The organism is Halorubrum wangae (genome assembly GCF_051194135.1).
Lineage (GTDB): Archaea > Halobacteriota > Halobacteria > Halobacteriales > Haloferacaceae > Halorubrum.
In genome coordinates this window covers 119,048-143,978 of the sequence record NZ_JBLZNH010000001.1, presented here as the reverse complement: position 1 = coordinate 143,978, position 24,931 = coordinate 119,048, and the positions used below count along the sequence as shown (strand labels likewise).

At 69.5% G+C, this 24,931-nt stretch carries 24 protein-coding genes; 17 read left to right on the top strand and 7 right to left on the bottom strand.

Translation table 11 applies throughout. The features are described from left to right. The first annotated feature begins 69 nt into the window (after nucleotides 1–69). Together ACNS84_RS00725 and ACNS84_RS00720 are read left to right on the top strand one after the other, a co-directional pair. Nucleotides 70–1,197, top strand: a complete 1,128-nt coding sequence (locus ACNS84_RS00725; RefSeq protein ID WP_435072938.1) for a DUF373 family protein — start codon at nucleotides 70–72, stop codon at nucleotides 1,195–1,197. 262 nt (nucleotides 1,198–1,459) lie between these two features. Beyond that, nucleotides 1,460–2,284: a shikimate dehydrogenase gene (locus ACNS84_RS00720; protein WP_435072937.1), complete on the top strand. Its 825-nt coding sequence runs from the start codon at nucleotides 1,460–1,462 to the stop codon at nucleotides 2,282–2,284. A 27-nt stretch (nucleotides 2,285–2,311) separates the two neighbouring features. On the opposite strand, the gene ACNS84_RS00715 is transcribed toward ACNS84_RS00720, so the two are convergent. Continuing rightward, nucleotides 2,312–2,770: a transporter gene (locus ACNS84_RS00715; protein WP_435072936.1), complete on the bottom strand. Its 459-nt coding sequence runs from the start codon at nucleotides 2,768–2,770 to the stop codon at nucleotides 2,312–2,314. Between the two features lie 185 nt (nucleotides 2,771–2,955). Here ACNS84_RS00715 and ACNS84_RS00710 point away from each other — a divergent pair, with 185 nt between their 5' ends. From ACNS84_RS00710 to ACNS84_RS00680, 7 genes are all read left to right on the top strand, one after another. Then, entirely contained in the window at nucleotides 2,956–3,606 is a 651-nt protein-coding gene (locus ACNS84_RS00710) for a helix-hairpin-helix domain-containing protein (protein WP_435072935.1), read from the top strand. Between the two features lie 46 nt (nucleotides 3,607–3,652). Next, a complete protein-coding gene (locus ACNS84_RS00705; RefSeq protein WP_435072934.1) occupies nucleotides 3,653–5,380 on the top strand; it encodes an anthranilate synthase component I family protein in 1,728 nt (575 codons plus the stop codon). Further along, nucleotides 5,373–6,035, top strand: a complete 663-nt coding sequence (locus tag ACNS84_RS00700; RefSeq protein WP_435072933.1) for an anthranilate synthase component II — start codon at nucleotides 5,373–5,375, stop codon at nucleotides 6,033–6,035. The genes ACNS84_RS00705 and ACNS84_RS00700 overlap by 8 nt, the downstream gene beginning before the upstream one ends. After that, nucleotides 6,028–6,960 carry an aminotransferase class IV gene (locus ACNS84_RS00695; protein WP_435072932.1) on the top strand — a complete coding sequence of 311 codons (933 nt, stop codon included), beginning with the start codon at nucleotides 6,028–6,030 and terminating at the stop codon, nucleotides 6,958–6,960. The genes ACNS84_RS00700 and ACNS84_RS00695 overlap by 8 nt, the downstream gene beginning before the upstream one ends. Before the next feature lie 83 nt (nucleotides 6,961–7,043). Next, complete coding sequence (locus ACNS84_RS00690; RefSeq protein ID WP_435072931.1) at nucleotides 7,044–7,643, top strand: DUF5789 family protein; 600 nt, start codon at nucleotides 7,044–7,046, stop codon at nucleotides 7,641–7,643. 226 nt (nucleotides 7,644–7,869) lie between these two features. Beyond that, nucleotides 7,870–8,340 (top strand): Rieske (2Fe-2S) protein, encoded by a 471-nt coding sequence (locus ACNS84_RS00685; protein WP_435072930.1) that lies wholly within the window; start codon nucleotides 7,870–7,872, stop codon nucleotides 8,338–8,340. Between the two features lie 129 nt (nucleotides 8,341–8,469). Further along, nucleotides 8,470–9,510 carry a hypothetical protein gene (locus ACNS84_RS00680; RefSeq protein WP_435072929.1) on the top strand — a complete coding sequence of 347 codons (1,041 nt, stop codon included), beginning with the start codon at nucleotides 8,470–8,472 and terminating at the stop codon, nucleotides 9,508–9,510. A 45-nt stretch (nucleotides 9,511–9,555) separates the two neighbouring features. Here ACNS84_RS00680 and ACNS84_RS00675 read toward each other — a convergent pair whose 3' ends face one another. Continuing rightward, entirely contained in the window at nucleotides 9,556–10,002 is a 447-nt protein-coding gene (locus ACNS84_RS00675) for a DUF5788 family protein (RefSeq protein WP_435072928.1), read from the bottom strand. Between the two features lie 107 nt (nucleotides 10,003–10,109). Between ACNS84_RS00675 and ACNS84_RS00670 the strand changes: the two genes are divergently transcribed. Next, nucleotides 10,110–10,895, top strand: a complete 786-nt coding sequence (locus ACNS84_RS00670; RefSeq protein WP_435072927.1) for a YkgJ family cysteine cluster protein — start codon at nucleotides 10,110–10,112, stop codon at nucleotides 10,893–10,895. A gap of 30 nt (nucleotides 10,896–10,925) precedes the next feature. Here the strand turns inward: ACNS84_RS00670 and ACNS84_RS00665 are convergent, their stop codons facing one another. Together ACNS84_RS00665 and ACNS84_RS00660 are read right to left on the bottom strand one after the other, a co-directional pair. Continuing rightward, entirely contained in the window at nucleotides 10,926–11,831 is a 906-nt protein-coding gene (locus ACNS84_RS00665) for a dihydrodipicolinate synthase family protein (RefSeq protein WP_435072926.1), read from the bottom strand. A gap of 72 nt (nucleotides 11,832–11,903) precedes the next feature. Beyond that, a complete protein-coding gene (locus ACNS84_RS00660) occupies nucleotides 11,904–13,004 on the bottom strand; it encodes a bactofilin family protein (protein ID WP_435072925.1) in 1,101 nt (366 codons plus the stop codon). Nucleotides 13,005–13,199: 195 nt separating this feature from the next. Between ACNS84_RS00660 and ACNS84_RS00655 the strand changes: the two genes are divergently transcribed. Then, nucleotides 13,200–13,616, top strand: coding sequence for a TRAM domain-containing protein (locus ACNS84_RS00655; RefSeq protein WP_435072924.1), 417 nt, complete (start codon nucleotides 13,200–13,202; stop codon nucleotides 13,614–13,616). 125 nt (nucleotides 13,617–13,741) lie between these two features. Here the strand turns inward: ACNS84_RS00655 and ACNS84_RS00650 are convergent, their stop codons facing one another. Then, nucleotides 13,742–14,461 (bottom strand): class I SAM-dependent methyltransferase, encoded by a 720-nt coding sequence (locus ACNS84_RS00650; RefSeq protein WP_435072923.1) that lies wholly within the window; start codon nucleotides 14,459–14,461, stop codon nucleotides 13,742–13,744. A gap of 211 nt (nucleotides 14,462–14,672) precedes the next feature. On the opposite strand from ACNS84_RS00650, the gene ACNS84_RS00645 reads away from it, so the two are divergent. From ACNS84_RS00645 to ACNS84_RS00630, 4 genes are all read left to right on the top strand, one after another. Continuing rightward, a complete protein-coding gene (locus ACNS84_RS00645; RefSeq protein ID WP_435072922.1) occupies nucleotides 14,673–14,945 on the top strand; it encodes a helix-turn-helix domain-containing protein in 273 nt (90 codons plus the stop codon). 87 nt (nucleotides 14,946–15,032) lie between these two features. Further along, nucleotides 15,033–16,061: a glycosyltransferase family 2 protein gene (locus tag ACNS84_RS00640; protein WP_435072921.1), complete on the top strand. Its 1,029-nt coding sequence runs from the start codon at nucleotides 15,033–15,035 to the stop codon at nucleotides 16,059–16,061. 126 nt (nucleotides 16,062–16,187) lie between these two features. Continuing rightward, nucleotides 16,188–17,006, top strand: a complete 819-nt coding sequence (hisF, locus tag ACNS84_RS00635) for an imidazole glycerol phosphate synthase subunit HisF (protein WP_435072920.1) — start codon at nucleotides 16,188–16,190, stop codon at nucleotides 17,004–17,006. Between the two features lie 118 nt (nucleotides 17,007–17,124). Next, nucleotides 17,125–17,307 carry a DUF7511 domain-containing protein gene (locus tag ACNS84_RS00630; RefSeq protein ID WP_435072919.1) on the top strand — a complete coding sequence of 61 codons (183 nt, stop codon included), beginning with the start codon at nucleotides 17,125–17,127 and terminating at the stop codon, nucleotides 17,305–17,307. A 57-nt stretch (nucleotides 17,308–17,364) separates the two neighbouring features. Here the strand turns inward: ACNS84_RS00630 and ACNS84_RS00625 are convergent, their stop codons facing one another. Beyond that, on the bottom strand, nucleotides 17,365–19,494 hold the full coding sequence (locus ACNS84_RS00625) for a DUF7997 domain-containing protein (RefSeq protein WP_435072918.1): 2,130 nt from the start codon (nucleotides 19,492–19,494) through the stop codon (nucleotides 17,365–17,367). A gap of 103 nt (nucleotides 19,495–19,597) precedes the next feature. Here ACNS84_RS00625 and ACNS84_RS00620 point away from each other — a divergent pair, with 103 nt between their 5' ends. Both ACNS84_RS00620 and ACNS84_RS00615 read left to right on the top strand, forming a co-directional pair. Beyond that, nucleotides 19,598–21,892 carry an alpha-amylase family glycosyl hydrolase gene (locus tag ACNS84_RS00620; protein ID WP_435072917.1) on the top strand — a complete coding sequence of 765 codons (2,295 nt, stop codon included), beginning with the start codon at nucleotides 19,598–19,600 and terminating at the stop codon, nucleotides 21,890–21,892. Nucleotides 21,893–22,015: 123 nt separating this feature from the next. Then, complete coding sequence (locus tag ACNS84_RS00615) at nucleotides 22,016–23,110, top strand: TrmB family transcriptional regulator (protein ID WP_435072916.1); 1,095 nt, start codon at nucleotides 22,016–22,018, stop codon at nucleotides 23,108–23,110. Between the two features lie 49 nt (nucleotides 23,111–23,159). Here the strand turns inward: ACNS84_RS00615 and ACNS84_RS00610 are convergent, their stop codons facing one another. Next, a complete protein-coding gene (locus ACNS84_RS00610; RefSeq protein WP_435072915.1) occupies nucleotides 23,160–24,869 on the bottom strand; it encodes an MFS transporter in 1,710 nt (569 codons plus the stop codon). Between the last annotated feature and the right edge of the window lie 62 nt (nucleotides 24,870–24,931).

Below are 24,931 nucleotides of genomic sequence, written 5' to 3'. Positions count from 1 at the left end.
AGCGGACCGACTCCGGCGATCCGCCCGCCGACGGGGAGCTTTTTATCCGGGCGGATCGAGAGTCGATGCGTGACGACGCTGGTCATCTGTATCGACCGCTCCGGGGCGATCGGTCGGGCCACGAACGTCCCCATGCCGGTCGCCGGCTGGGAAGCGGTCCGGTCGCTCGTCACCGACGCCGGGCTCAGCGACCCGGAGGACGCCAGCGTCAACTGCTTGCTCGAATCGCTGCGGGTCGCGCGCGACCTTCGAGATGAACGTGAGGAGTCGGTGGTCGCCGTCGTCTCGGCGGAGAGCGACACCGCGGTCGGCGCCGATCGATCGATCGCGTCCCAGCTCGACGACCTCGTGGACCGGTACGACCCGCGCGCCGCGGTCGTCGTCGTCGACTCCGCCGAGGACGAGCAGGTGCTGCCGATCGTGGAGTCGCGGATCCCGGTCGATTCCGTCGACCGCGTCGTCGTCCGACAGGCCCGCGACATCGAGTCGACGTACTACCTGCTCAAACAGTTCCTCGCCGACGAGCAGCTGCGCTCGACGATCCTCGTGCCGTTCGGCGTCGCCCTCCTGTTGCTGCCGGCGCTGTTCTACTGGTTCTCTCCCGCCGAGGCGGTCGCCGGCGTCGCGGGGCTGCTCGGCGCCGCGCTACTTTATAAGGGGCTCGCGATCGACCGGTTCGTCGCGGGGATGCCGGAGCGGGTCCGCGAGGCGCTGTACGCGGGTCAGGTGTCGATCGTCACCTACGTCGTCGCCGCCGGACTCGCGTTGGTCGGAGGCTTCTTCGGCGTGCTGTCGGCGTCGGACCTCGATAGCGCGACGCGGATCGTGGGGGCGATGGAATTCACCTACGCCGCCGTTCCGTGGTTCGCGGTCGCGGGCGTGACGGCGGCCGTCGGTCGGCTCCTCGACGAACTGATCCGCGACGAGGGGATCCGGACGCCCTACCTCAACCTCCCGTTCGTCATCGTCGCCGTCTCGCTCGTCGTCCGCGGGTTCGCCGGCTACTTCCTCGCGCAGGAGGCGGTGATCGACCCGTTCGACCCGATCGGCGTCGGCGTGACCCCTGTCCAGGGGCTCGCGGGGTTCATCGTCGCGGGAATCATCGTCTCGCTCCTCGGCGTCAAGCTTGCGAGCGACGTGGGGACGGAGACGCTGGAGGACGTCATCGACACCGACCGGGAGACGGACGGGAAGTGAGGGCGTTCGGACGCGCGGTCTCCGCACCCCGACCGCGCCTCTTCCCGCGGTCTTCCCGAGTCGACCGCGCCTCTTCCCGCGGTCTTCCCGAGTCGACCGCGCCTCTTCCCGCGGTCTTCCCGAGTCGACCGCGCCTCTTCCCGCGGTCTTCCCGAGTCGACCGCGCCTCTTCCCGCGGTCTTCCCGAGTCGACCGCGCCTCTTCCCGCGGTCTTCCCGAGTCGACCGCGCCTCTTTTGTCGGTCGCGTCCGCGTGAGCGCCCATGGACGTGTACGGACTGATCGGGAACCCGGTCGAGCACTCGCTGTCGCCGCCGCTCCACGAGGCCGGCTACGAGGCGCTCGGAATCGACGCGCGCTACGTGACCTTCGAGCCGGACGCCGACGCCGCGACCGCCGCGGTCGCGGGCGCCGCCGACCTCGGCGTGGCCGGACTCAACGTGACAGTGCCGTTCAAGCGAGACGTACTCGACGCGGTCGACGCCGCACCTCTCGCCGAGCGAATCGGCGCGGTCAACACGATCGACTTCGGTCCGGTGCACGCGGGCGAGGCCGACCGGCCCCGCGGCTACAACACCGACGCGGCTGGCGTCACGCGGGCGTTCGCGCGCCACAACGTCGAACTCGACGGGAGAGACGCGGTCGTCGTCGGCGCGGGCGGCGCCGGCCGGGCCGCCGCGTTCGCGCTGGCCGACGCCGGCGCGAACGTCCATGTGGCGAACCGCACCGCGGAGCGCGCCGTCGCGCTGGCCGAGGCCGTCCCGGGCGCCACCGGCGGCGGACTCGACGACCTCGGGGACCGAGTCGCCGGCGCGGACGTGCTGGTCAACGCGACCAGCGTCGGGATGGAGGCCCCCGAGGAGACGCCGGTCCCCGCGAGCCACCTCCACGGCGACCTCGCCGTCCTCGACGCGGTGTACGCTCCGATAGAGACGCGGCTCCTCCGGGAGGCGGCCGACGCGGGCGCGACGACGGTCGACGGGACGTGGATGCTGCTGTTCCAGGGCGTCGAGGCGTTCGAGATCTGGACCGGTCGAGAGGCCCCAGTCGAGGAGATGAGCGCGGCGCTGCGGGCCGAGTTGGAGTAGTTATCGGTCGAACGAACGGGTTAGCCCTTAAATAGCGCCAGGCGTCGCCAGCAGCCCGGCGATGACGACGAGCACCGCGGAGAGCCCGGCGGCGCCGTAGAGAAACGGCTTCGCGTCGCGGGCCGGCGCGCGGAGCTTACCGGCGTCGAGGCCGTCGGCCAGCTTCCCGCTCGCGATCTCGACGAGCCCGGTGATCAAGAACCAGAGCGCGATCATCGTCAGCACGAGGTGGCCGCGGCCGGTCCCAGTGAGCGACTCGAACGTGTACAGCGTCCCGGCCATGTGACCGCCGGTGGCGAGGAAGGCGAGCGCACCGATGCGGGTGATCCACCGGAGCCGACCGACGATCGATCCGAGGGCGCCCGCGTCGATATCGCCGCGAAGCGCCGGCGGAAGCACGGCGAGGGTGACGAACAGCACGCTGCCGGTCCAGAGGATCGCGAAACCGACGTGGAGCGACCACATGACCGGGTTAAGGATGTCCATACCCGTCGGATGAACCGACACCACTTATAAACCAGCGAGACCGGTTCGCCCGAGGGCGGCCCGGCCGCGAGCGGAGAGAGGCCGGCGCCGCCGGAGCGGGTTGAGGAGGAACGACGACAGCTACGGGGGTCGGAAGCGTCTGACGGCGAGGACTTTTAAATATCCGACGAGCATAGGGTTCATTAATGGCCTTACTGAAGAAGATCAAAGAGAAGCTCGGGTTCGGAACCGGTGACACCGAGCGGGACAGCGCAGAGACAGAAGTGACCGTCGAGAACGAGCCCGCGACCGAGGAGGGCACGACGTCCGACGACGAGGGGGCGGAGCCCGCCGCCGCCGGAAGCGAGGCCGCGGCCTCCACGGGATCGCTGGTCGACGAGGAGTCGGCCGACGAGGAGGACGTCGAGGAAGAATCGGCCGACGAAACCGAAGACGACGCCGTCGACGACGAGGGCGACGCCGACGTGACGGATGGGGCGTCCGAAACGGAGCCGGAAGACGAGGAGGCGGACGCCGCGGCCGATGACGAGGCCGAGGACGGATCGGACGACGAGGAGGCGGCGACCACTGACGACGCGGAGCCGACCGACACCGCGGCTGAACCGGCCGAGGCGGCCGACGACGAGACGGACGACGTGGCCGTCGACGCGGACGACATCGGCGCCGACCTCGAGGAGATCAGGGGCATCGGCCCGGCCTACGCCGAGCGACTCGCAGAGATCGGTATCGGCAGCATCGAGGACCTCGCGAACGCCGACGCCGCGGCGGTCGCTGAGGGGACCAGCGTAGGCGAAAAGCGCGCCGCAACCTGGATCGACCGGGCGAAAGAGTTCTGAAACCGCCGACCGCAACTGTTTCGTCGCGCCCGGCGAACCGGATGACATGCAGCGATCGGTACACACCGACCGGGACCGCTTCCGCGAGGTCGCCGCCGCGGCGCCCGCGGGGGCCAGGGTCCCGGTCGAGCGCCGGGTCGACGTCGACGACCCCTTCGCCGCCTACCGACGGGCCCGCGACGGCCCCGGCGGGTTCTGCTACGAGACCACCGGCGGGCAGTCCGGCTGGGGCTACTTCGGCGTCGAGCCCGTCGAACGGCTGACCGTCTCGGCCGAGGCGGTCGTCGCGGAGGGGGCCGACGGCGACGACGAGTGCGGAAATACCCGAAGCCCGGCCGGCGACTACCGGCGCCCGAGCCCGACGCTCGCGGCGCTTCAGGGGCTCCTCGACGGGGAGACCCTCGCGCGCGGCGACTGCGAGGTGCCGTACCCCTGCGGTGCGTTCGGCTGGCTCTCCTACGACGTCGCCCGGGAACTGGAGTCGTTCCCGGCGCCCGCGCCGACGGGCCCCGGCGCCGTCGACGACCGCGGGCTCCCGCGGCTCCAGATCGGCGTCTTCGACCGAGTCGCGGCGTGGGAGTGCCCGGTCTCCGAGGGGGCCGAAGGCGCCGACGACGACCCCGCCGTCACGCTCCGCGTGACCGCCTGCCCGCGCGTCCCCGCCGGCCTCGACGATCCGACCGCCGACCGCGACGCCCTCGACGCGCTGTTCGACGAGGGGATTGCGCGGGCGGGCGACCTGATCGACCGGATCGAGACCGGCGACCCGGCCGTCGGCCCCGCACCAGACCGCGACGCGTCGACGGCGACGTTCGAGAGCGACGTGGGACGCGAAGGATACGCCGAGGCAGTCCGACGCGTGAAAGCGTACGTCCGCGAGGGCGACACCTTTCAGGCGAACGTCTCGCAGCGGCTCCGGGCCCCGGCGGCGGTCCACCCGGTCGAGGCGTACGACGCGCTTCGCGCGGTGAACCCAGCGCCGTACTCGGGGCTGGTCGAGTTCTCGCGAGCGGCGGAGACCGGACCGGACGGTGAGGCGGCGAAACTCCCCCGATCGGGGGTGGACCTCGTGAGCGCGAGCCCCGAACTCCTGTTGGAGCGGGTGCCGACCGACGACCCCGAGCGCGGCGCCCGCCTCGTGACAGAGCCAATCGCCGGGACGCGGCCGCGCGGGGCGACGTCCGCGGACGACGACGCGCTCGAATCGGAACTGACCGGCGACGAGAAGGAGCGCGCGGAACACGCGATGCTCGTCGACTTGGAGCGTAACGACCTCGGGAAGGTGTCCCGGTTCGGCACGGTCGACGTCGCGGAGTATCGCCGCGTGGACCGGTACAGCGAGGTGATGCACCTCGTGAGCCTCGTCGAGGGCGAGGCGTACCCGGACGTGGGGCTCGCGGACGCGATCGCGGCGTGCTTCCCCGGCGGAACTATCACTGGCGCGCCGAAGCCGCGGACGATGGCGATCATCGACGAGTTAGAGGAGACGCGTCGAGGGCCGTACACCGGCTCGATGCTCGCCGCGGGCTTCGACGGCCGCGCGACGCTGAACATCGTTATCCGGACTCTGGTCCGCCACGCCGCGGAGTATCACCTTCGCGTCGGAGCGGGCATCGTCCACGACTCCGAGCCCGACGCGGAGTACGAGGAGACGCTCGCGAAGGCGCGTGCGCTGGTGACTGCGACGGACGAGGCGCTCGCGGCCGGTGGGATGGCGGTGAACGGATCCGGGAGCGCGAGCGACGCGAGGGAACCGGGGGCCGACGATGACTGACGGGTCGGCACTCGGAAGCGACGCCCCCGACGCCCCAGACGCCGCCGGCTGGCGACCCGGCGCCGGCGAGTCGGACGCTCGGGTGCTGGTCATCGACAACTACGACTCGTTCGCGTACAACCTCGTCCAGTACGTCGGCGAGGTCGCCGGCGCGGTCGCGGTCCGGCGGAACGACGCGGTCGATCTGGCCGGAATCCGCGCGCTCGACCCCGACGGCGTCGTCGTCTCGCCGGGGCCGGGCACCCCCGCCGAGGCGGGCGTCTCGACCGCGGTCTTCGACCTCGCGCGCCCCGTGCTCGGCGTTTGCCTCGGCCACCAGGCGCTGTGCGCGAACCACGGCAGCCGCGTGGGACACGCGCCGGAGGTCGTCCACGGGAAGCCGTCGACGATCACTCACGACGGGTTCGGCGTGTTCGCGGGGCTCCCCGACCGACTCCGCGTCGGGCGGTATCACTCGCTGGCCGTCGAGCGGGCCGACCTGCCGGACGACCTGATCGAGACCGCGCAGACGGAGGACGAGCGCGAGGTCGTGATGGGCGTGCGCCACCGCGAGAAGCCGCACGTCGGCGTGCAGTTCCACCCCGAGAGCATCCTCACGCCGCGGGGGAAGGCGATGGTGGCGAACTTCGTGGAGGTGTGCGAGACGCATGGGTGAGAAATCGAGGGACGACGGCACGGACGAGGAACTCCGTTACCACGTCGACGGCGGACTCGTGCCCGCGAGCGAGGCGACCGTCTCGGTCGAGGACCGCGGGTTCGCCTACGGCGACGCCGCCTTCGAGACGATGCGCGCCTACGGCGGCGAGGTGTTCCGGTGGGCCGACCACGCGGCGCGGCTCGACGACACCTGCGAGACGCTCGGGCTCGACCACGGCCTCGCCGAGTCGGACCTGAAGGCGCGGATCGACGAGACGCTCGCCGCGAACGACCTCGCGGACGCGTACGTGAAGCTCTCGATCACCCGCGGCGTCCAGCCGGGCACGCTCGACCCGAAGCCCGCGGTCGACCCGACCGTCGTCGTGATCACGAAGCCGCTCCCCCGAGGCGGGGTGGACTCGGAGCCGGCCCACGACGGACCGGCCGCGCTCCAGACGACGAAGACTCGCAAGCCGTCCTCGCGCGCGCTCCCCGCCGACGCGAAGACGCACAACTACCTCAACGGGATCTTGGCCCGCCTCGAACTCCGAGTCACGGGCGCCGACGAGGCGCTCATGCTCGACCCCGACGGCAACGTCGCGGAGGGGGCGACCGCGAACCTGTTCTTCGCCGACGGGACGTCGCTTAAGACCCCCTCACTCGACGGGCCGATCCTCCCCGGCGTCACCCGGCGGACCGTGATCGAAATCGCCGAGGACGAAGGGATTCCGGTCGAAGAGGGAACGTACGCGCCCGACGCGGTCCGCGAGGCCGACGAGGTGTTCCTCACCAACTCGACGTGGGAGATCCGGCCGGTCGAGACGGTCGACGGCCTCGCGGTCGACGGGGAGGGCGACGGCGTCGAGGGACCCCTCACCACGCTCCTCTCGCGGCTGTTCGACCGGCGCGTGGAGGAGCGACACTACGACGGCGCGCGGTCGTGAGGAGAACGCGCAATTCGAGATTCGGCGGGGCGGGGTCGTACTCGACCATAGCGCTATCCGGCTCGAGCACGTAGCCTGCTGACGTGGCAGACAACAAAAACGGCCGCGATAAACAGGCCCACGACGAGGAGCGACGGCAGCGCGAACGCGAGATCGCCGCGGAGGTGGAGCGCGGCGACGAGACCGAACCGCCGGTCGACACCGCAGATCTCGCGTACTTCGAGACGGCGCTCGACGCGCTGTCGTTCCCGGCGACCGGTTCGGAGATCGTCTCCACGGTCGGCGACCACGAGATCGAATCGACCGTCGGCACGTACGCAGTCGCGGATCTGGTTCCCGACGTTGACAGGGAGACGTTCGGCTCGCCCGCGGCGGTCAGAGTCCGAATACAGCGACCCACCATCGCGGTGGCAATGAGGCGGATCGTCGAGGCGAGCGCTCCGCTGCCCGACGAAGAGCTGAGCGAGTCGCAACGCGACGCCTACGAGCGGACGTTCCGGACGCTCGAAGCGATAGACGGTGACGATGAGAACGAGGGAATCAGAGTCGTCGCCGACTGGATCGTCGAGCAGATCCGGGAGAAGGAAGCGATCCCGGGATCGAGAGACGTGCGACGGCGGGCCGCGAAGTTCTGCCGGTCGAACGGCTACGAGATCCGGGACGACGAGTGGCTCGGGGTGTAGTCGAGGACACCGCCGAACTGATTTGAGGCAAGTCGAGGGACGCCGGTAAGCGAGCCGAGCCGAGCCGAAAGCAGGCGAGAGTCAGCGCCGTCGGGGTCCGTCAGAGCCGTCTGAATCCGTCCCCGTCGCGGGCGACGTTCAGGGTCGACGGTCGCATCAACCGACGGCCGCCGCGTCATCGGTCGGGACGCACAACGTTCAAACCGGCCGCAGGCCACGAACGGGTATGGACGCGGACCGCCGGATCGCCGCCGTCAAGGAGGTTCCCGAGGACAGCACGCTGCTCGTGACGCTACGACCCGTCGACGCCGACGACGTCGACGACGGCGAGGGCGACATCGGCGAGGCCGAGGACGGCACCCCCGAGGCGGAGGCGATCCTCACCCGTGCGGCCGGTGAGGTGCGCGCGTTCCGCAACTACTGCCAACACTGGACCGACGTGCGCCTCGACAAGGACGACGGGGCGTTCGTCCGGAACGGCGAGGTGTTCTGTCAGAAACACGGCGCCACCTTCGAGGCCGACGGCGGCTACTGCAACTTCGGCCCCTGCGAGGGAGCCGTGTTAGAGAGCGTCGACATCGCCGTCGAGGGCGACGACGTGTTCCTCGCGGACGACGCCTACGAGTTCGTCCGGATCGGCCACTCGAACCGCGACGGCGACAGCGGCGACTCGCGGATCGATTTCACCGGTAACTGAGAGGGCTCGATCAGATCCGAACAGCCCACGGGCGCGTGTCGAGCGTCGCACCGGAGCGCGCTCGTCAGAGACTACAGCGGCTCTTTGGGTAACACGGACGCATTTATTTCGCCCCGACGAAGCACCTGTATGAGTGACATGAAACCCTCCCGCCGGCGGCTCCTCTCCGGAGGACTCGCCGCGGCGATCGGCGCGGTGAGCGGGTGTCTCGGCGGATCGGTGACAGGCGGCCCCAGCGACGACGAGCGCGACCGCGTCTTGCGGCTCGTCCTCGACGACGCCGGGGAGACCCTCAGTGAAAACGCCGTCGTCGATCCCGACGAGACGTCGCCTCGGTGGGACGAGGCGGCGTTCGAGGCCGTGCGCGCGGGCGACTCCTACACCGTCCAGTATCGGAAGCCGTTCTTCTCGACCGACGAGGATCCGACACACGCCGTCCACGACGGAACGTACTACCGATTGGACTCAGTCGTCGTCGACGAGGCGGAGACGACTCGCCCGGTCCTACGACTGTTCGGCGTCGACGAGATCGGCGCCGAGGACGCCGGAGAGAACGATACCGATGCCACCGGGGAGAGCGACATCGAGGTCGTCGACGCGGAGACGCTCCCGACGGGCGATCGACGCGCCGTCGAGATCGCCTACTTCGCGGCGCGGGCGCGGGGCAACGTCGGCGGAATTCCGGTCGGACTCGTCGAACGCGGCGGCTACGTCTACCGGAACGAGAACGCGGTCGAGGCGAGCGCGTTGCTCGCCGAAGACGGGCCGACCCGCGTCGTGTATCGGGACACGACGTATCGGGTCGCGATCGATCGGGAGCGGTTCTACGAGCCCGTGTACCGCGCCACGAGCGAGGTGGTCGCGGAGTCGCCCGAGCGGATGGAGGCGATCCTCCGCGCGCTCAAGGTCGGCCCGCGCGTCGACGAAGAAGCCCTCTCCGCCGACGCCCGCGAGGTGCTCGAGCGGGCCATGTACGACGGATACGAGGAGTCGCACCCGTACTCCGACGCCTACGCGGAGGTCCTCAGATCCCTGCACGAACGGCCGTACCTCGACGGCAACGTCCGGAAGGACGCGGCTCCTCAATGGACCGACTCCGAGATGGTCCGATACGAGGGTCGGTACTACGACTACCGATTGGTGTTCAAGCCGGCCGACGGCGACGAGTAACTCCGAGTCGACCGCCGCGTGCGGAACCGTCCCGACGAAACGCCCTTAAAAACGCGTGCGACCGCTCGCTCCGCTGGCGCTGTCGCGACCGAGCGCCTTTTTTAAGAAGCTCATCCAGCGCTTGCGGTCGGCCGCCTCATGGCGCTGTTCTTCCGTCTCCGGGCCGGGGGCGTTGAGTCCCTCCAGCGCTTCGAGCGCGCGGTCGATACCGATGATCGACGCCGCGAGTTCCTCCCCGCGCTCGTAGCTCACCTCGTTCTCCTCGATGGGTTCGAGTCGCTCGATCCGTTCGCGTCGGAGGTTCCGCTTCGCCTGCTCGACGCGGTCGCGCTCGCCGGACGGAACCGAATCCCGTCGCTTGATCTCGAAGACGAACGACTGCAGTTCGATCGGCTCCCCCTGCACTTCGATCTCCTCGGGGATGTCCGCGCCCACGGTCGCGGCCTCGCGGCTCACCCGTTCGAGGAGCCCCTTCCGTTCGTACTCCTTCACGCCGCACGGGTAGGGGGCGGTCGCACTTCGCTCCTTCGGCGCGAGCGAGAGTCCGCCGCCGACCCGGAGAGGGACGAGGTTAACTCGCCCGCGCCGCAAGCACACCCATGGAATCGCTCGAAGCCGAGCTTTCGCGGGCCCGCGAGCTCGCCGTCGACGACCTGGCCGACGCCATCGAGGCGATGGGCTTCGAGTGCACGCGCTGCGGCGGTTGCTGTACCGGCTACGCGCCCGACGAACCGGGGGGCGCACCGGCGGGAGCGGGGCGCGGAGAGGGTGAGGAAGACGCCGACGATGGCGACTGTCACGGCGCCAGCGACGCCGCTGACCGGGAGCCGCACACGGCCACCGTCTTCCCGGACGAGGTCCGTGAGGTCGCCGCCGCGGCCGAGGCGCACTCGCGCAAGTCGTACGACTGGCGCGACGTGGCCCGCCCGATGCCGTTCGGCCTCGACGAGGGCGACGACGGCGAACGACGCGGCGAGACGTTCGAGTGGGCGCTCGCGACCGACGACTGCGGCGACTGCACGTTCTACGAGGAGACGGACGGGCAGGGGGCCTGCGCCGTCCACGACTCGCGGCCGCTCATCTGTCGGACCTACCCGTTCAGCGTCGCGCTCGACGGAACGAGCCAGCCGATGGGCGAGGCCGTCGACGAAGAAGGGATCGTCCGCGCCCACGAGTGTGAGGGGCTGGGTCGCGACATCTCGCGTGGCGACGCCGAGGCGCTGGCCGCGTCGCTCAAAGAGCGCGCGGTCCGCGAACTGGAGGAGGCGATCGGGGTTCGAGACGGCTACGACCCGGCGGCCGCCGAGCGCGCCGCCGGCGACGTCGTCGTCTTCGACTCGGAAGGGCCGAAGGAGGCCGACGGGACGCCGATCGGCGGAGAGTGAGGCCGCGACCCGATCGCCGGCCGGCGCGCCTCACACGACGTCGAGCGCCGCGTCCACGTCAGCGGCGATCGCTTCGCGGGCCGCGTCGTCTGGGAGCGTGAGCGGCGGGCGGACTCGCGGGTCCGGGATGAAGCCGCGATGCGCGGCCGCGACCTTCGCGACGGGCGCGAACCCGTGGTCGCCACAGCGGTCGAACAGCGGGACGATCGCCCGGCGGTGAAGCGCCAGCGCGCGGTCGTCGTCGCCCTCGCGAAGCGCCACGCCGAGCGCGACGAACACCTCCGGGATAGCCTGTGAGAGCGCGTGAATCCCGCCGTCGACGCCGAGCGACGCGCTCGGGTATAACAGGGCGTCGACGCCCTGAAACACCGTGAACTCGTCGGGCGTCAGGTCGACCGCGGCGTCGACCGCGGAGATGTCCCCGCTGGTGTCTTTCAGCCCGACGACCGATTCGTGCTCCGCCACGGCGGCGAGGACGCCGGGATCGATCGACTCCCCGACCGTCGACGGGATGTCGTAGAGGAAGACGGGAAGGGGCGCGTCGGCGGCGACCGCGTCGAGGAACGCCCGCTGGCCGGCCGGGTCCGTCGAGCCGTGGTAGTACGGGAGCGTGACCAGTCCTGCGTCCGCGCCGGCCGCCTCTGCGGCCCGGAGTCGGTCGAGGACGCCCGAAACGGTCGTGTCCGCCGCGCCAGCGATCACCGGAACTCGGCCGTCGGCCGCCTCAACCGTCCTCTCGACGACCGCGCGGCGTTCCGCGTCGGTGAGGCTGGCGAACTCGCCGGTGGTTCCGCAGGGCACCATCCCGTCGAGGCCGGCGTCGACGAGGGTCGAGACGTGGCTCGCGAGCGCCTCCGTGTCGACGTCGCCGTCGGCGTCGAAGGGCGTGGCTATCGGGGGCGAGACGGCGCCGTACGGAAAGTCGAAGTCGGTCATGCGAGTCGGTTCGGCGGGGCGCGACAAAGGTGTTCGTCCCGTGACGGTGACTGCCGGAAGCGGACGGCGTCGTCAGTCCGCGCCGACGGCCCCTCGGTCGGGGACGCGTTGGGAGCGGCGGCCGCGGTACCGGTCGAACAGCCCGACGCCGAACGCCCCGAGCCCCAACAGGAGCACGATGAGGTCGACGAGGCCGCCGATCCACGGAACGAAACCGATCGCGGCCACCGCGAGGACCCCGAGGAGGAGCGCGACCCACCGATTCGACCGGTCGAGCCGGTCGAGGAGCCACGATCCGAGAGCGTACCGGCCGTAGACGGAACCGATCCAAAGCGCGACGGCGTACGCGACGGCCCCGACGAGCGCGAGCGGGATACCGATCAGCGTAATCGCCACGAGAACGAGCAGTATCGGAGTTCCGATCAGCACGGCCGCGCCCACGACGCCGCTGACGAGCGCGTCGCTGCCGGCGCGGTCGGCGACGTCCCGCGAGAAGCGGGGGAACACGAGCAGGAGGACCGCGCCCAACGCGAGGTTGACCACCACGCCGTACGCGGAGCCGACCCACGCCGGCACGGCGGCGGGGCCGAACGTGATGCCCGTGTCCCCGCGAAGACCGGGGTCCTCGACGACGCCGCCGGCGACCGTCGCGTCGGGACTCTGCGTGAACGTCCCGGCGTCGTACCGGAACTCGCCGCCGACGTCCGCGTTCGGGCCGATCACGATCGAATCGGCGCCCGCCCGAACGTCGCCGCCGACCGCGCCGTCGATGTTGATCGAGCCGCCGCCGACGTCGAGAGAGCCGCCGATCCGCCCGGAGTCCGTCAACTCGAACGAGCCGGCACCGGCCTCGACGCTCCCGCCGACCGTACCGTCGATGCCGAGCGTTCCCGCGGCGGCCTGGATATTGCCGGCGACGCGACCGCTCTCGGTGACGTGGATCGACCCGGCCGCGCCGGAGAGGTCGCCGTCGACGGTGCCGCGGACGATGATCGTCCCGGCCACGCCCTCGATCCCGTTGACCGTCTCCCCCTCGTCGACGATTATCGCTCCGGACGCGCCCTGCACCGACTGGGCCGTTGTGACCCCCGTCGCGAGCGGGAAGAGCAGCGCGACGACGGCGAGGACGGCGACAGTTCGACGGATGCGATCCGCGCTGAGTGTGGAAGACATAACGATCAAATCAATGTCGAGTAATATATATTTAATTATTAACTAGATCGGTGGTTGGGCGTGATCCGGCGGTTCGCGGCTTCGGGATCGATCGGTTCGACCGGCGGTCGCGATCCGCCGCCGGGGTGCGGTCTACGGACCCGCGGTAGCGGTACAACTATACAGGTTCGTTGCCACGTACGTATGGAATCTACTATGGAGATCTCAGAGAAACTCCTCTGTCTGTTCAGCGCCGACGTTCGCGAGGAAAACGGTGAGTACGTGGTCGACGTTCCGGACCGCGAGATCGAGACCGGCTCGCTGGAGCCGGGCGAAACGTACCGAGTAGCCCTCATTTCGCGGTCGTCGACCGACTCGACACCCGAATCCGACGGCAGCGCCGACATCTCCGCCTCGCGGGCGGACGACGGTCCCCAACCGCCGGTCGAACCGGGCGAGATGCGATACGTCGAGATCGAGGATCTCGGCAAGCAAGGAGATGGCATCGCCCGCGTCGAACGCGGCTACGTGATCATCGTTCCGGGCACCGAGGTGGGCGAGCGCGTGAAGATCGAGATCACGGAGGTCAAGTCCAACTTCGCCGTCGCCGAAGTCGTCGAGGAGTCGCCGTAGCAGCGCCGCCGATAGCGAGGGAATCGGAGAATCGGACCGGTGGATCGATCCGGGCCTGACTCACGGGCGGCGGGTCGCGCGGTTCGGTACCGGACGCGCGGAGCGCGCCGCCGTCGACGGGACGGTCAGTCGCCGCCGTCGACGCGAGTGTCCCAGTAGGAGACGGACGCTACGTAGTCACCGGGAACCGTACTGCCGATGAGTTCGTCGAGTGCCCGGAACGGCTTCGCCACGGGGCCGGGAAGTTCGCGATAGAAGCCGTACGGGAGCACGAAGTCGTGCTCCTCGCCGGCGAGCGTGAGGTCGGCCGCTCGGAGCATGCCGACGACCTGCCGCTCGGAGTAGAGCCGCGACCCCATCGGAAGCAGCCACGTGTACAGCGTCCGAAGGCTGCGTCTGTTGAACGTGTCAAAGAACACCTGATCGGCGCTCACGCGTCGCAGTTCGCGCGCGAACGGCACCGGGTCGTCCATCAGGTGGAAAAAGCGCATCGCCACCACCGAATCGAAGTGATCGTCCGGGAACGGAAGCCGCGAGGCGTCGCCACGGACGAACTGCACGCTGTCGGAGACTCCCGCGTCGGCCGCGTTCTCGCGTCCCTGTTCGAGCATCTCTCGGGAGATGTCGATCCCGACGATGTCCGCGCCCTGATCCGCGAGCATCGTGGTGAATCGGCCGGTGCCGCAGGCGACCTCCAACACGCGGTGGCCGTCTTCGATCGGCCCAAGCGCGGAGAGCACCGCTTCCTTCTCGCGCCGGTCGATGAGCTCTCCCCCGCCCGAGAACCGGACGTCCTCGTACTCCTCCGCGACCTCGTCGGCCTGGTACCAGTCCTGTCCCTTCACGTTGTCCGTACTGCACACCCGACCGACAAAACCGTACTGGATGCGGTCGGGGGACGGCGTCGCCGTCGGGCGCGCGTGACGAGGGACGCTCCTCGCCGCTCGACCCGAGGTTCTCGGCCGTCGAGACGTGATATTAACACATTATATTATTCCAATCAGATTGCCCAATATGTAGCTAACCTTTACCAATAAGCGAGGGGTTTCAGTGACCATGAGTACCAGTCCAGCGGAGACCGCCGAGCAAGACCGTCTTTCCGAGAGCGAGTATCGCGAACGCTTACGCGAACTTCCCCCCAGTGCAAAACTCGTCGCGAAGGTACTGGAAGGCGACTCTCCCCTCTCGCAGGGCGGACTCGCCGAGGAGTCGCTCCTGCCCGACCGGACCGTCCGCTACGCGCTCAACCGTCTAGAAGAGGAGGGGCTCGTCGACTCACGGTATAGCTTCAAGGACGCGCGCAAGCAAGTGTACTACCTGACCGTCTGACTGGTCCGGCTACCTGACCGTCTGACCGGGTCACTCGGCGCGACCGCACGGAGTCCTTTTTAATCCCTCGTCTCGATACCCCGGTGTATGGAACTCTCGGTCGTCGTACCGACCCTCAACGGTCGAGACCGGCTGGCCGCCTGTCTCGACGCGCTGGCGGCGCACGCGCCTGATGCCGAGGTGATCGTCGCCAACGGCCCATCCGCGGACGGGACGACCGGCATGGTACGCGACCGCGACGACGTCGACGTGCTCGTGGAGATATCCGACCGCACGGTCAACGTCGCCCGCAACGCCGGCATCGAAGTCGCGACCGGGGACGCAATCGCGCTGGTCGACTACGACAACCGAATCGGAGAGGGCTGGCTGGACGCCGTCCGAGACGGACTCGCCGACGCCGACGCCGTGACGGGACCGGTGACCCCGATAGCACCGTCTGTCGGCGGCGGAGTAGACGAGCGCAGCGCCCCCGGCACGACCGCGTCGACGGGAGGCGCAGACGACTCGTCCCCGGAAGCGGCAGACGCGGACGAGGCGGGCGAGACCAGCGAGACCGAACCCGAACGGCGGACGATCGCGGGCCGCGAGGTGACCTACTTCGAGGGCGGAAACGTCGCCTTCCGGCGGGAGACGCTCCGGGACCTCGACGGCTTCGACGAGTACCTTCGGACCGGCGGCGCGCGCGACGCCGCGCACCGGCTCGCGCGAATGGACCGTCGGGTCGCGTGGCGAGACGACCTCGCCGTGACGAAGGAGCTACCGAGCCCGACCGCCGCCGACGGCGGTCGCAGCGCCCGCGAGTGGGGCTGGAAGTACCGAGCGCTCGCGTACCGCCTGCTGAAGAACTACGGCGTTCGACCGACGGTGCTGGCGCGGATGGGCTCGCACGCTGCGACGGACGCGCTCGCCGCGGCCGGCGACGTGGTCCGTGGCGAGTCGACCCCCTCGCGTTGGGCCGCGACCGGACGCGACGTGCTGCTCGGGCTCACCGGCGGAACGTCCGACGGGCTCGTCGCCCGCAGTCGCGACCGGAGCCCGGCTCGAAATCCGAACGGGATCGAGGAGCGCGCCGACCGCGCCGTGGCGAAGTACGACCGTCGCGAGCGCGACGAGTAAAGAACCGGCGGACGTGAAGCACCGGCGGACGTCGACCGACGAACAGCCCAGAGCGACCGCGGAGACATCCTCGCACGCCGGTCCCCGCGCCTTTTAACCACCACCGTCGTCTACGGGCGGTAACGAATGGGACTCACGAAGCGGATCATCCCCTGTATCGACGTCGACCTCGACGACGACGGGGACGCGGCGGTGTACACGGGCGTCAACTTCGAGAACTTGGAGTACACCGGCGACCCGGTTGAGCTGGCGAAGAAGTACAATGCCGCGGGCGCCGACGAGTTCGTCTTCCTCGACATCACGGCGAGCGCGGAGGGGCGGGAGACGATGCTCGACGTGGTGAACGCGGTCGCCGACGAGTGTTTCATTCCGCTGACCGTCGGTGGCGGAATCCGCACAAAGGCCGACATCAAGGAGACGCTCCGCGCGGGCGCGGACAAGGTGTCTATCACGACCGGCGCCCTGGAGCGACCGGCCCTCATCGAGGAGGGCGCGGCAGCGTTCGGCAGCCAGTGTATCGTCATCTCCGTCGACGCGCGACGCCGGTACGACGACGCCGGCGAGCACTTCTACGAGGACGACGACGGCGAGACCGTCTGGTTCGAGTGCACGAAGAAGGGCGGCCGCGAGGGCACCGGCATCGACGCCGTCTCGTGGGCGAAGGAGGCCGAGGAGCGCGGGGCCGGCGAACTGTTCGTCAACTCCATCGACATGGACGGGACGAAGGACGGCTACGACATCCCGCTGATGACGGCGGTGTGCGACGCCGTCTCCACGCCCGTCATCGCCTCGTCCGGGTGCGGAAGCCCCGAGGACATGTACGAGGTGTTCACCGAGGCGAACGCCGACGCGGGGCTGGCCGCCTCCATCTTCCACTTCGGCGACTACTCCATCGAGGAGACGAAGAAGTACCTCGACGAGCGCGGCGTCCCAGTTCGACTATAGGGGCCCGTTCGGCCGTGTTATTCACGGCTGAAATAATATCCGTCCACAACTGGCGTTGTTTCCACTACTGTCGATCGAAATCAACAGCTATTATGTGACGGTGGCCGAATTATGACGTATGTCCACCTCATCAACGCGTGTCCGTTCCGAGCACTCCGAGCTCGTCTGCAAACGGACCGACGACGGCTCTGGAGACGGGGAGGTGACGTTCTTCGAACGGGACCGCGACCCCGACGAGCGGACGACGCGGTGGATCACGGTTCGTGAGGCCGACTGCGTGCCGCGCGACGAGTGGCGATAGAACGGTCGCGGCGGTCAGTTTTTATCTGAGTACTCGGTGAGACGGCGCCCCTCCGCGTCAGTCGTCGGCGGCGATCGGGTCCGGCGAGAGCAGCTCTTCGCTGTCGAGCAGGGCGACCGTCGCCAGTCTGATGGCGTGCGGCCAGCCGAGCGGAGTCGCGCTGTCGGGCGTCCCGTCGTCGAAGAACTGCTCGGGGAGGTAGCTCGTCGGCTCGCACAGCGATCCGCCGGGCGACACGTGCGCGAGGAGCTCTCGGGCGCGCTCCGCCAGCCGGTCGGCCCGCGGGTCGTCGCGAGCCGAGAGGAGCACCGCGAGTTCGGCGCAGGCGTTCGCGCCCCACGCCGTCGAGACGGTCCACACCTTCTCCGAGAGCTGCCCGGCCTGCCGCCACCCGTCGCCCTCGTACCGGATCAGCCCCGAAATCTCGTCGCTCTCGTGGGCGAGTCCGTCGACGACCGTCTCCACGTGTGAGACGAGCCGGTCGAGCCGCTCGTCGTCGACGCGAGCGAGCCCGTCGAACGACCGGTGGGCGGCCGCCAGCGATAGCGTCGAGGAGTCGAGCCGGTCGTCGATCGCACCGTGAGGCGTCTCGCGGAGCGCGTAACAGCCGCGCTCGGGCACCCACAGGTCGTCGAGCGCCTCGTACACCCGGGTCGCCTGATCGCGGGCGTGAGCGGCGAGGTCGTCCGGGAGATCGTCGGCGTCGAGCTCTTGTCCGGGAGCGTCGGGGTCGGTAACATCTGCGTCGCCGGCGAGGGCATCGGCGTCAAGCCCCTGCCCGTGGAGCGCGAGTTCGCTGTACGCTTCCAAGAACGTCGCCGCGGTGTGTGCGAACCGGCCGGCGCTGTCTTCCCAGGCGTTCTGACAAACGACCGGGCGGCCGTCGTCCGCCATCGTCTCGTCGAGTCCGGCGAGCGCGGCGACCAGCGTAGCGTCGAGGTCAGCGACGTCCGCGCCGGCCGCTCGCGCTTGCGCGAGATAAGAGATGACGCTGCCTGTCTGGTCTGCCTGGTAATCCACGTCTGGACCGTCCTCGATGCGGGCGTTCGCCCAGCCGGGCGCCAGCGCGCCGTTCCGCGGCCAGACGCGGTGGGGCCACGATCCGTCCGGCCGCTGCGTGGCGACGTACATCTCCGCCGAGCGGGCGTGCCAGTCGCCGATCCCGAGCCCGAGTCGGTCGTCGGCATTGAGCAGGAAGGTCGATATCTCCGCGTCGTCGCGGAACCACGTGTAGCCGTACCCGCCGGAGGTCGCGTAGAAGGGGTCGAAGTCGGGACCGGCCATTCGGAGCCCCGATTTGGCCGAGAGCAACGAGAGCACGCGAAGGTCGGCGACCACCGAGTCGCGGGCCGGCACCGATGCGGCGGCCGAGGGAGTCGTCTCGCCAGCGGCCGCGGCGAGCGCCTCGACGTCGTCGAGATCGGCGAAGAGGTCGGCGAGCCGGCCGCGGGCCGCCTCACGCGTCGTCTCGGCCCGGTCGGTCAACAGCGACCCCACCGTCGCGACGCCGTCCTCGAACGGGACGTGCGCGATGACCTCACCGGAGAGCCGCTCCTCCTCGTAGCGGTCGCTGTCGCGGGTCCGGGGGAGGTCCGTCGGCGCCTCGTCGAGCAGTTCGGGGAACGTCGCGGGGAGCTGCCCGCGGAGGTCGGTAAACCCGGTGTCGCTCGCGAGGAAGTCGTGCTCGTCGGCGTGGTACACCTCGACGGCGTCGTCGTACCGAAGCTGGCCGACGCGGTTGTCTCGGCCGTCGGGCGCGAACCGGGCGTACACGACGAGCGAGAGGTCGGCGGGGTCGGTGGTTGCGTCGCCATCAGTCCCCGCGTCGACCGTCACGCGAGTGAGGTGCGCGTCGCCGAGCGTGGCGTCGTGGCAGGTCACGGTCGCGACCGGGGTCTCGTGGACCGTCTCGATCAGGGTCGTGTCTCCGACGTACCGCTGCTCGGTGGGCACCTCGTCGAGCCAGGTGACGTCGTCGCCGACCGCGATTCCGACCCGAGAGCGAACCAGTCCGGTCCGGCCGGTGAGCGGGTAGCCGAAGTCGCGGAGTTCGCCGTCCTCGCCGACGTGGACCAACCGACCGTCGCCGCCGGAGAACCGTCCGGCGACCGTCCGGCGCTCTCCGGGAAACCGGGTCTCGTGCCCGGTGTTCCGCTTGTAATCGTCGAGCGCGTCGCGTAGTTGCATTGGGCGGAAACACGCCCTCTCCGCGTATGAAGTTTTGGTGTAATTATTATTCGTGGGTTTGGAAAACGGAAACTCTCAAGCCGAGGGGCGACCGGATACCCCCATGCACGAACCCGGGCCACCGCGGACGACGAGCGTCGGCGAGTCGGTGGAGCTGGCGCCGCGGTCACCGGATCCGGAGGGGACGTACGAGTGGACGGTCCGCGACGCGCCCGCCGGGAGCGCCCTCGTTGCGGGTGACGAGCCGGAGCCGCGAACGGGGCGGGCAAAGGAAGATGCCGACCCGGTCCTCGCTCGCGGCGCGACGGGCCGGTCGGACGCCCCGGTCGTTCACCTCCGGCCGGACGCGCCGGGGACGTACACCCTGACCCTCGACGCGCCCGACGGGACCCACCGCCAGCGCGTGCGCGTCTTCCCCGACGAGCGTCGGGAGGTCGAACTCCGCGTCCCAACCACAGACCTCCCACTCCCCGACGCCGACGTCGACCGCGTCTCGGTCATGTGGGCGCATAACGAGCGCCGTCTCGCCCGCGACCGTCCCGAGCGCGACGGCGACGACTGGGTGTTCGAGACCCGCGTGCCGCCGGGCCGGCACGGGTTCAGCTTCGTGGCCAACGACGATCCGGGCAACGGCCACGGCGACGGCGTCGAGGTCCCCGGACCCGGACGCCCTCGGCTCTCGCTCGACGCGCGCGTCGTAGAGGGGGACGGCGGCGGAGACGCGGACGACGACGGGCCCGCGGTCGTCCTGACGGCCGACGCCACCGCGCCGCCCGCGGCTGACGGGGACGTGGACACGCAAGCAGGAAGCGACGTCGCCGACCGCGACGCCCCCGTCGACGTCGAGTTCCTCGTCGATGACCGCGACGCCGATCCGGAGGCGGTCGCTCGGATCGAGTCGCTCGCGGACGGCGTCACCCTCTCGATTCCGTTCGACGAGATTCCAGATGACGTGCTCGACGGCGGTGGGCTTCGGATTCACGCGGTTCCGCACGCCGAGCGTTACGGGACGAGCGAGACGGTTCTGATCGAGCGCGCGGTCGCGGGGAACGGCACCGGCAACGGCGAGGACGGCTCGCTGGGCGTCACCGACCCTCACGCGCGCCCCGAGTGGGCCGCGTCGCCGACGATATACGAGGTCTTCGTCAGGTCGTTCGCGGGCGACACCCTGCCGACGACGTTCCGCGAGATAGAGCGGCGGGTGCCGTACCTGGAGAGCCTGCACGTCGACGCGCTTTGGCTGACGCCGGTGCTCGCCTCGCCGACGGAGCACGGCTACCACGTCACCGACTACTACGAGACCGCGAGCGACCTCGGCTCGCGGGCGGCGTTCGAGTCCCTCGTCGAGACCTGCCACGACGCCGGGATACGCGTGATATTCGATCTGGTGATCAACCACACCTCCCGCGACCATCCCGCGTTCCAGTTGCACGCCGCCGGCGTCGAGGAGTACGCCGATCACTACAGGCGAACGAACGGCGACTTCGACGTGACCGGGACGGACTGGGCGGAACTCGCTGCCGGCGACATGCCGGAGTACTACTTCAACTGGCGGCGGATCCCCAACCTCAACTTCGACAGCCCGACCGTCCGGGCGTGGCTGCTGGACGTGGTCGACGAGTGGGCCGCCGTCGTCGACGGCTTCCGCGCCGACGTGGCGTGGGGCGTCCCGCACGGCTTCTGGAAGGAGGTCGCCGACCGCGTCCCCGACGACTGCCTCCTCCTCGACGAGACGCTCCCGCATGATCCCTTCTACGGCGAGGGGGAATTCGACCTCCACTATGACACCTCGCTCTACGGAGTCCTCCGCGACGTCGGCGCGGGCGCGGTCCCCGCGAGCGCGGTCGCCGACGCGTTCGACCGCGCCGTGTGGCTCGGGTTCGACGACCCGAGCGTGCAGATGCGCTACGTCGAGAATCACGACGAGGAGCGGTACCTCGCGGAGTACGGCCGCGACGCCCTCAAGGCCGCCGCCGCGACCGTCTTCACGCTCCCGGGCGCGCCGATGATCTACGCCGGGCAGGAGCGCGGAAACGAGACGTACCGCGGGCCGATCCGCTGGCACGACGGCGACAACGACCTCACCGCCTTCCACCGGCGACTCGCCGCCTTCCGAGCGCGAGAGCCGCTCCTGCATGAGGGGCACGTCGCGTTCGACGACCCGGCGGCCGACGTGACCGTCGTCGATGGCGACCCCGAGCGGGTAACCGCGTACCGCCGTTCGATGGGGGACGGCGACGGTGAAACGGGTCGTGACGAGGACACCCTCCTCGTCGTCGTCAACTTCGCGAGCGCGCCGGCGGTCGTCACGGTCCCCGAGTGGGCCGACACGGACCTGTTCGCAGACCGCGCGGTGGACGATGAAACCGAGGTCGACGCGGTCGCCGTATTTCGATGACTGGGCGGCGACCCAGGCAGATGGAGGGCCCGTCTCGCGGTCGAGCGATCTCGCGTCGTCGGCCCACCTCGGAAGGGGCGGCGCTCCGACCGGTATAAGTGGGCGTCTCGTCCTCTGTTCGGTATGGACGACCGGACGCTGAACGATCTCCTCCGCCGATTCGGGCTCTCGGACAAGGAGATTGACACGTATCTCAGTCTCTTGGAGCACGGCGAGGCGAAGGCGAGCACGATTGCGGACGCCGCGGGCGTGTCGAAGCGCTACGTCTACAGCGTGAGCGAGTCGCTCGCGGACCGCGGCTTCGCGGAGGTGAACGACCACGTCGTGCCGACGATGATCCGCGCGAACCCCCCGGACGAGGTCATCGACCGGCTTCGCGCGGACGTCGACGCGATCCGGCCCGGCTTGGACGAACGCTTCTCGCGGGTCGAGCGCCGGGCCGAACAGTTCGAGGTGATCAAGTCCCGCGTCACCGTCATCAAGCGAATTCGGTCGCTGCTCGACGACGCGGAGTCGGAGGTGACGCTGTCGATCACGGCCTCACACCTCCCAGAGATCCGGGAGTCGCTGGCGGCCGCCGTCGACCGGGGCGTGCTCGTGCTCCTCGTCGTCTCCGACGCCGGGGACGATAGCGCCGACGAGGGACTCGACGACGGTGCACTCGACGGGGTCGCCAGCGTCGTCCGGACGTGGAGCGAGGCAATTCCCACGCTGCTCACCGTCGACTCCGCAGCGGGCGTGGTCGCGCCGCCCGAGCTGCTCCGGCGCTCGGACACCGATCGACAGGCGATTCGCTTCTCACAAGAGCAGATCGCGCCCGTCATCGTCGGCTCCTTCCTCGGGAACTACTGGCCGGCCGCGAGCGAGGTCGCGGCCGCCGATCCGGTCGCCCTACCGGCAGAGTACGCGAACTTCCGGCACGCCGTCCTCCAAGTGACCCTCCACCGCCGAGCCGGAACGACGCCCCGCGTGACCGTCGCCGGTCGGTGGACGGAGAGCGGCGAGGCCGCCGACCTCGTCGGCGAGGTGATCGAGGCGAAACAGGGGATGGTGGAGCCAACGAACAACGAGTTTCCGGTCCAGCACTCGCTCGTCGTGGAGACCGACGAGGGCGCCGTCAGCGTGGGTGGAACGGGCGCGTTCGTGGAGGACGTTGAGGCCGACCTCGTTCGGATCGAGGCCGGCGAGACGGATTCGCCCGCCGCGACTGACGAATAGCGACCGAACCGCGGGACGATCGCTCCGTCCGGCAAGTCCGAATGACTCGCTACTCCGTCTCCTGGTCCCGTTGCACACTCGACCCGCTCTGACGGTTCGATTCCGCCTGCCTCGAGAGGGGCAACAGGCTCGACGCGAGCAAGGTAATGAGGACGAACAGGACGAGAACGACCAGCACGCTCCGCTGCGCGGTCACCATCGAGGTCTGTACGATCTCGGCGATCTGTCGTTGGATGTCGGGTGAGAGCCCGTTCACGAACGCTTCCTGTTGGGCCTGAGTCGTCGTTTCGCGAGCGTCTTCGAGTCGGACGGCCAGCCGTCGCCGTTCCTCGCCGGTGACGCTCGTTCCGGTCGCGAGCAGGCTCACCTCGCCGACGAAGTCCCCGTAGAACTGAGCCAGGAGGACCGAGCCAGCGACCGCCGTCCCGAACGCGTAGGCGAGTTGACTCAGCGAGTTGATGATCCCCGAGGAGATGTCCGAGAACGACTCCGGAACGGCGGACATCGTCAGGTCGACTATCTGGCCGGTGAACAACCCGAGTCCGAGACCGACGACCGTCATCGGTACCGCCAGTTCGGCGATGGTCACCCCGACGGCGACGGCATCCATCAACAGCAGCATGCCGACGCCGATCAGGACGAGTCCCCCCTGAATGAGGCGCTTTTGGGCGACGTACGCCCGCCAGCCGGTCGAGGTCACCGCCACCGCGAGCGTGGCAGCCGAGAACGGCAACAGTGCGACGCCGCTGTCGAACGCCGAGTAGCCGAGCGCTGACTGGAGAAACACCGGTATGGTGAACATGAATCCTGCCAGAAACAACGACTCGCTTCCGAAGGTGAGAATGCCCGCCGCAAACGTGGGGTTTCGTAAGACGGCCGCCGGGACCAGTGTCGGCTTCCCGATCCGTTCCTGTCGGAACTCCCACTGAACGAAGCCGGCGAGCAGCGCGACCCCCAACGCGATACACCAGACGGCCGGCGAGAGCCCGAGCGGTTGGACGAGTACCCCGCCGACGGAGAACGGCCGAATCGGACGGATCCAACCGTACGTCCCCGCGAGCAGGGACCCGCCGATGACCGCGACGACGGCCAGTATCGAGAGCATCGTGCCGACGACGTCGAGTTCTATCCGGGCGTCAGCGGGTCGCGAGGGGAGATAGCGAAGGGTCAGCCCGACGATCACGAGGACGACGAGAAACTCGCCGAGGAACCCCCAGCGCCAGCTCGCGTACGTCGTGAGCGTGCCCCCAAGTATTGGCCCGACCGCGACGCCCACGGCGGTCACGCCGCCGATCGCTCCGAAGGCTCGCGCCCGGTCGGCACCGGTGTAGTTCTCCACGATGATCGAGTACGTGATCGGCAACAGGAGGGCGCCGGCGAGCCCCTCGACGATCGACCAACTGACGAAGAGCATCGTCATGCTCCAGCTGAGCCCCGCGAGCAGCGTCCCGACGCTGTAGACGGCGAGCGTTCCGATAAGCAGCCGCTTGGTGTCGACGGCGGCTCTGAGCGCCCCTCCCGGGATGATGAACGCGGCCATCACCATCGAGTACGCGGCGATAGCCGCCTGCATCGAGGCGACCGTCGTATTCAGGTCCCGAACGATCGACGGGACGGCGACGTTCATCATCGACGTGTCGAGGACGCCGAGAAAGAGGCTCAATGCGGCGATGACCGCCGCCGCCCAGTACGCGAGTCCCACCTCTTCGTCTCTCGCTGGGGTCGGGGTCTCGTCGGTGCGGTCGTCGGGGGATTCCATCGGATGGGGAAGCGCGATCAGACGACTAATTTAGTCGGTGATTATTCGGCGATCGAGCCGGG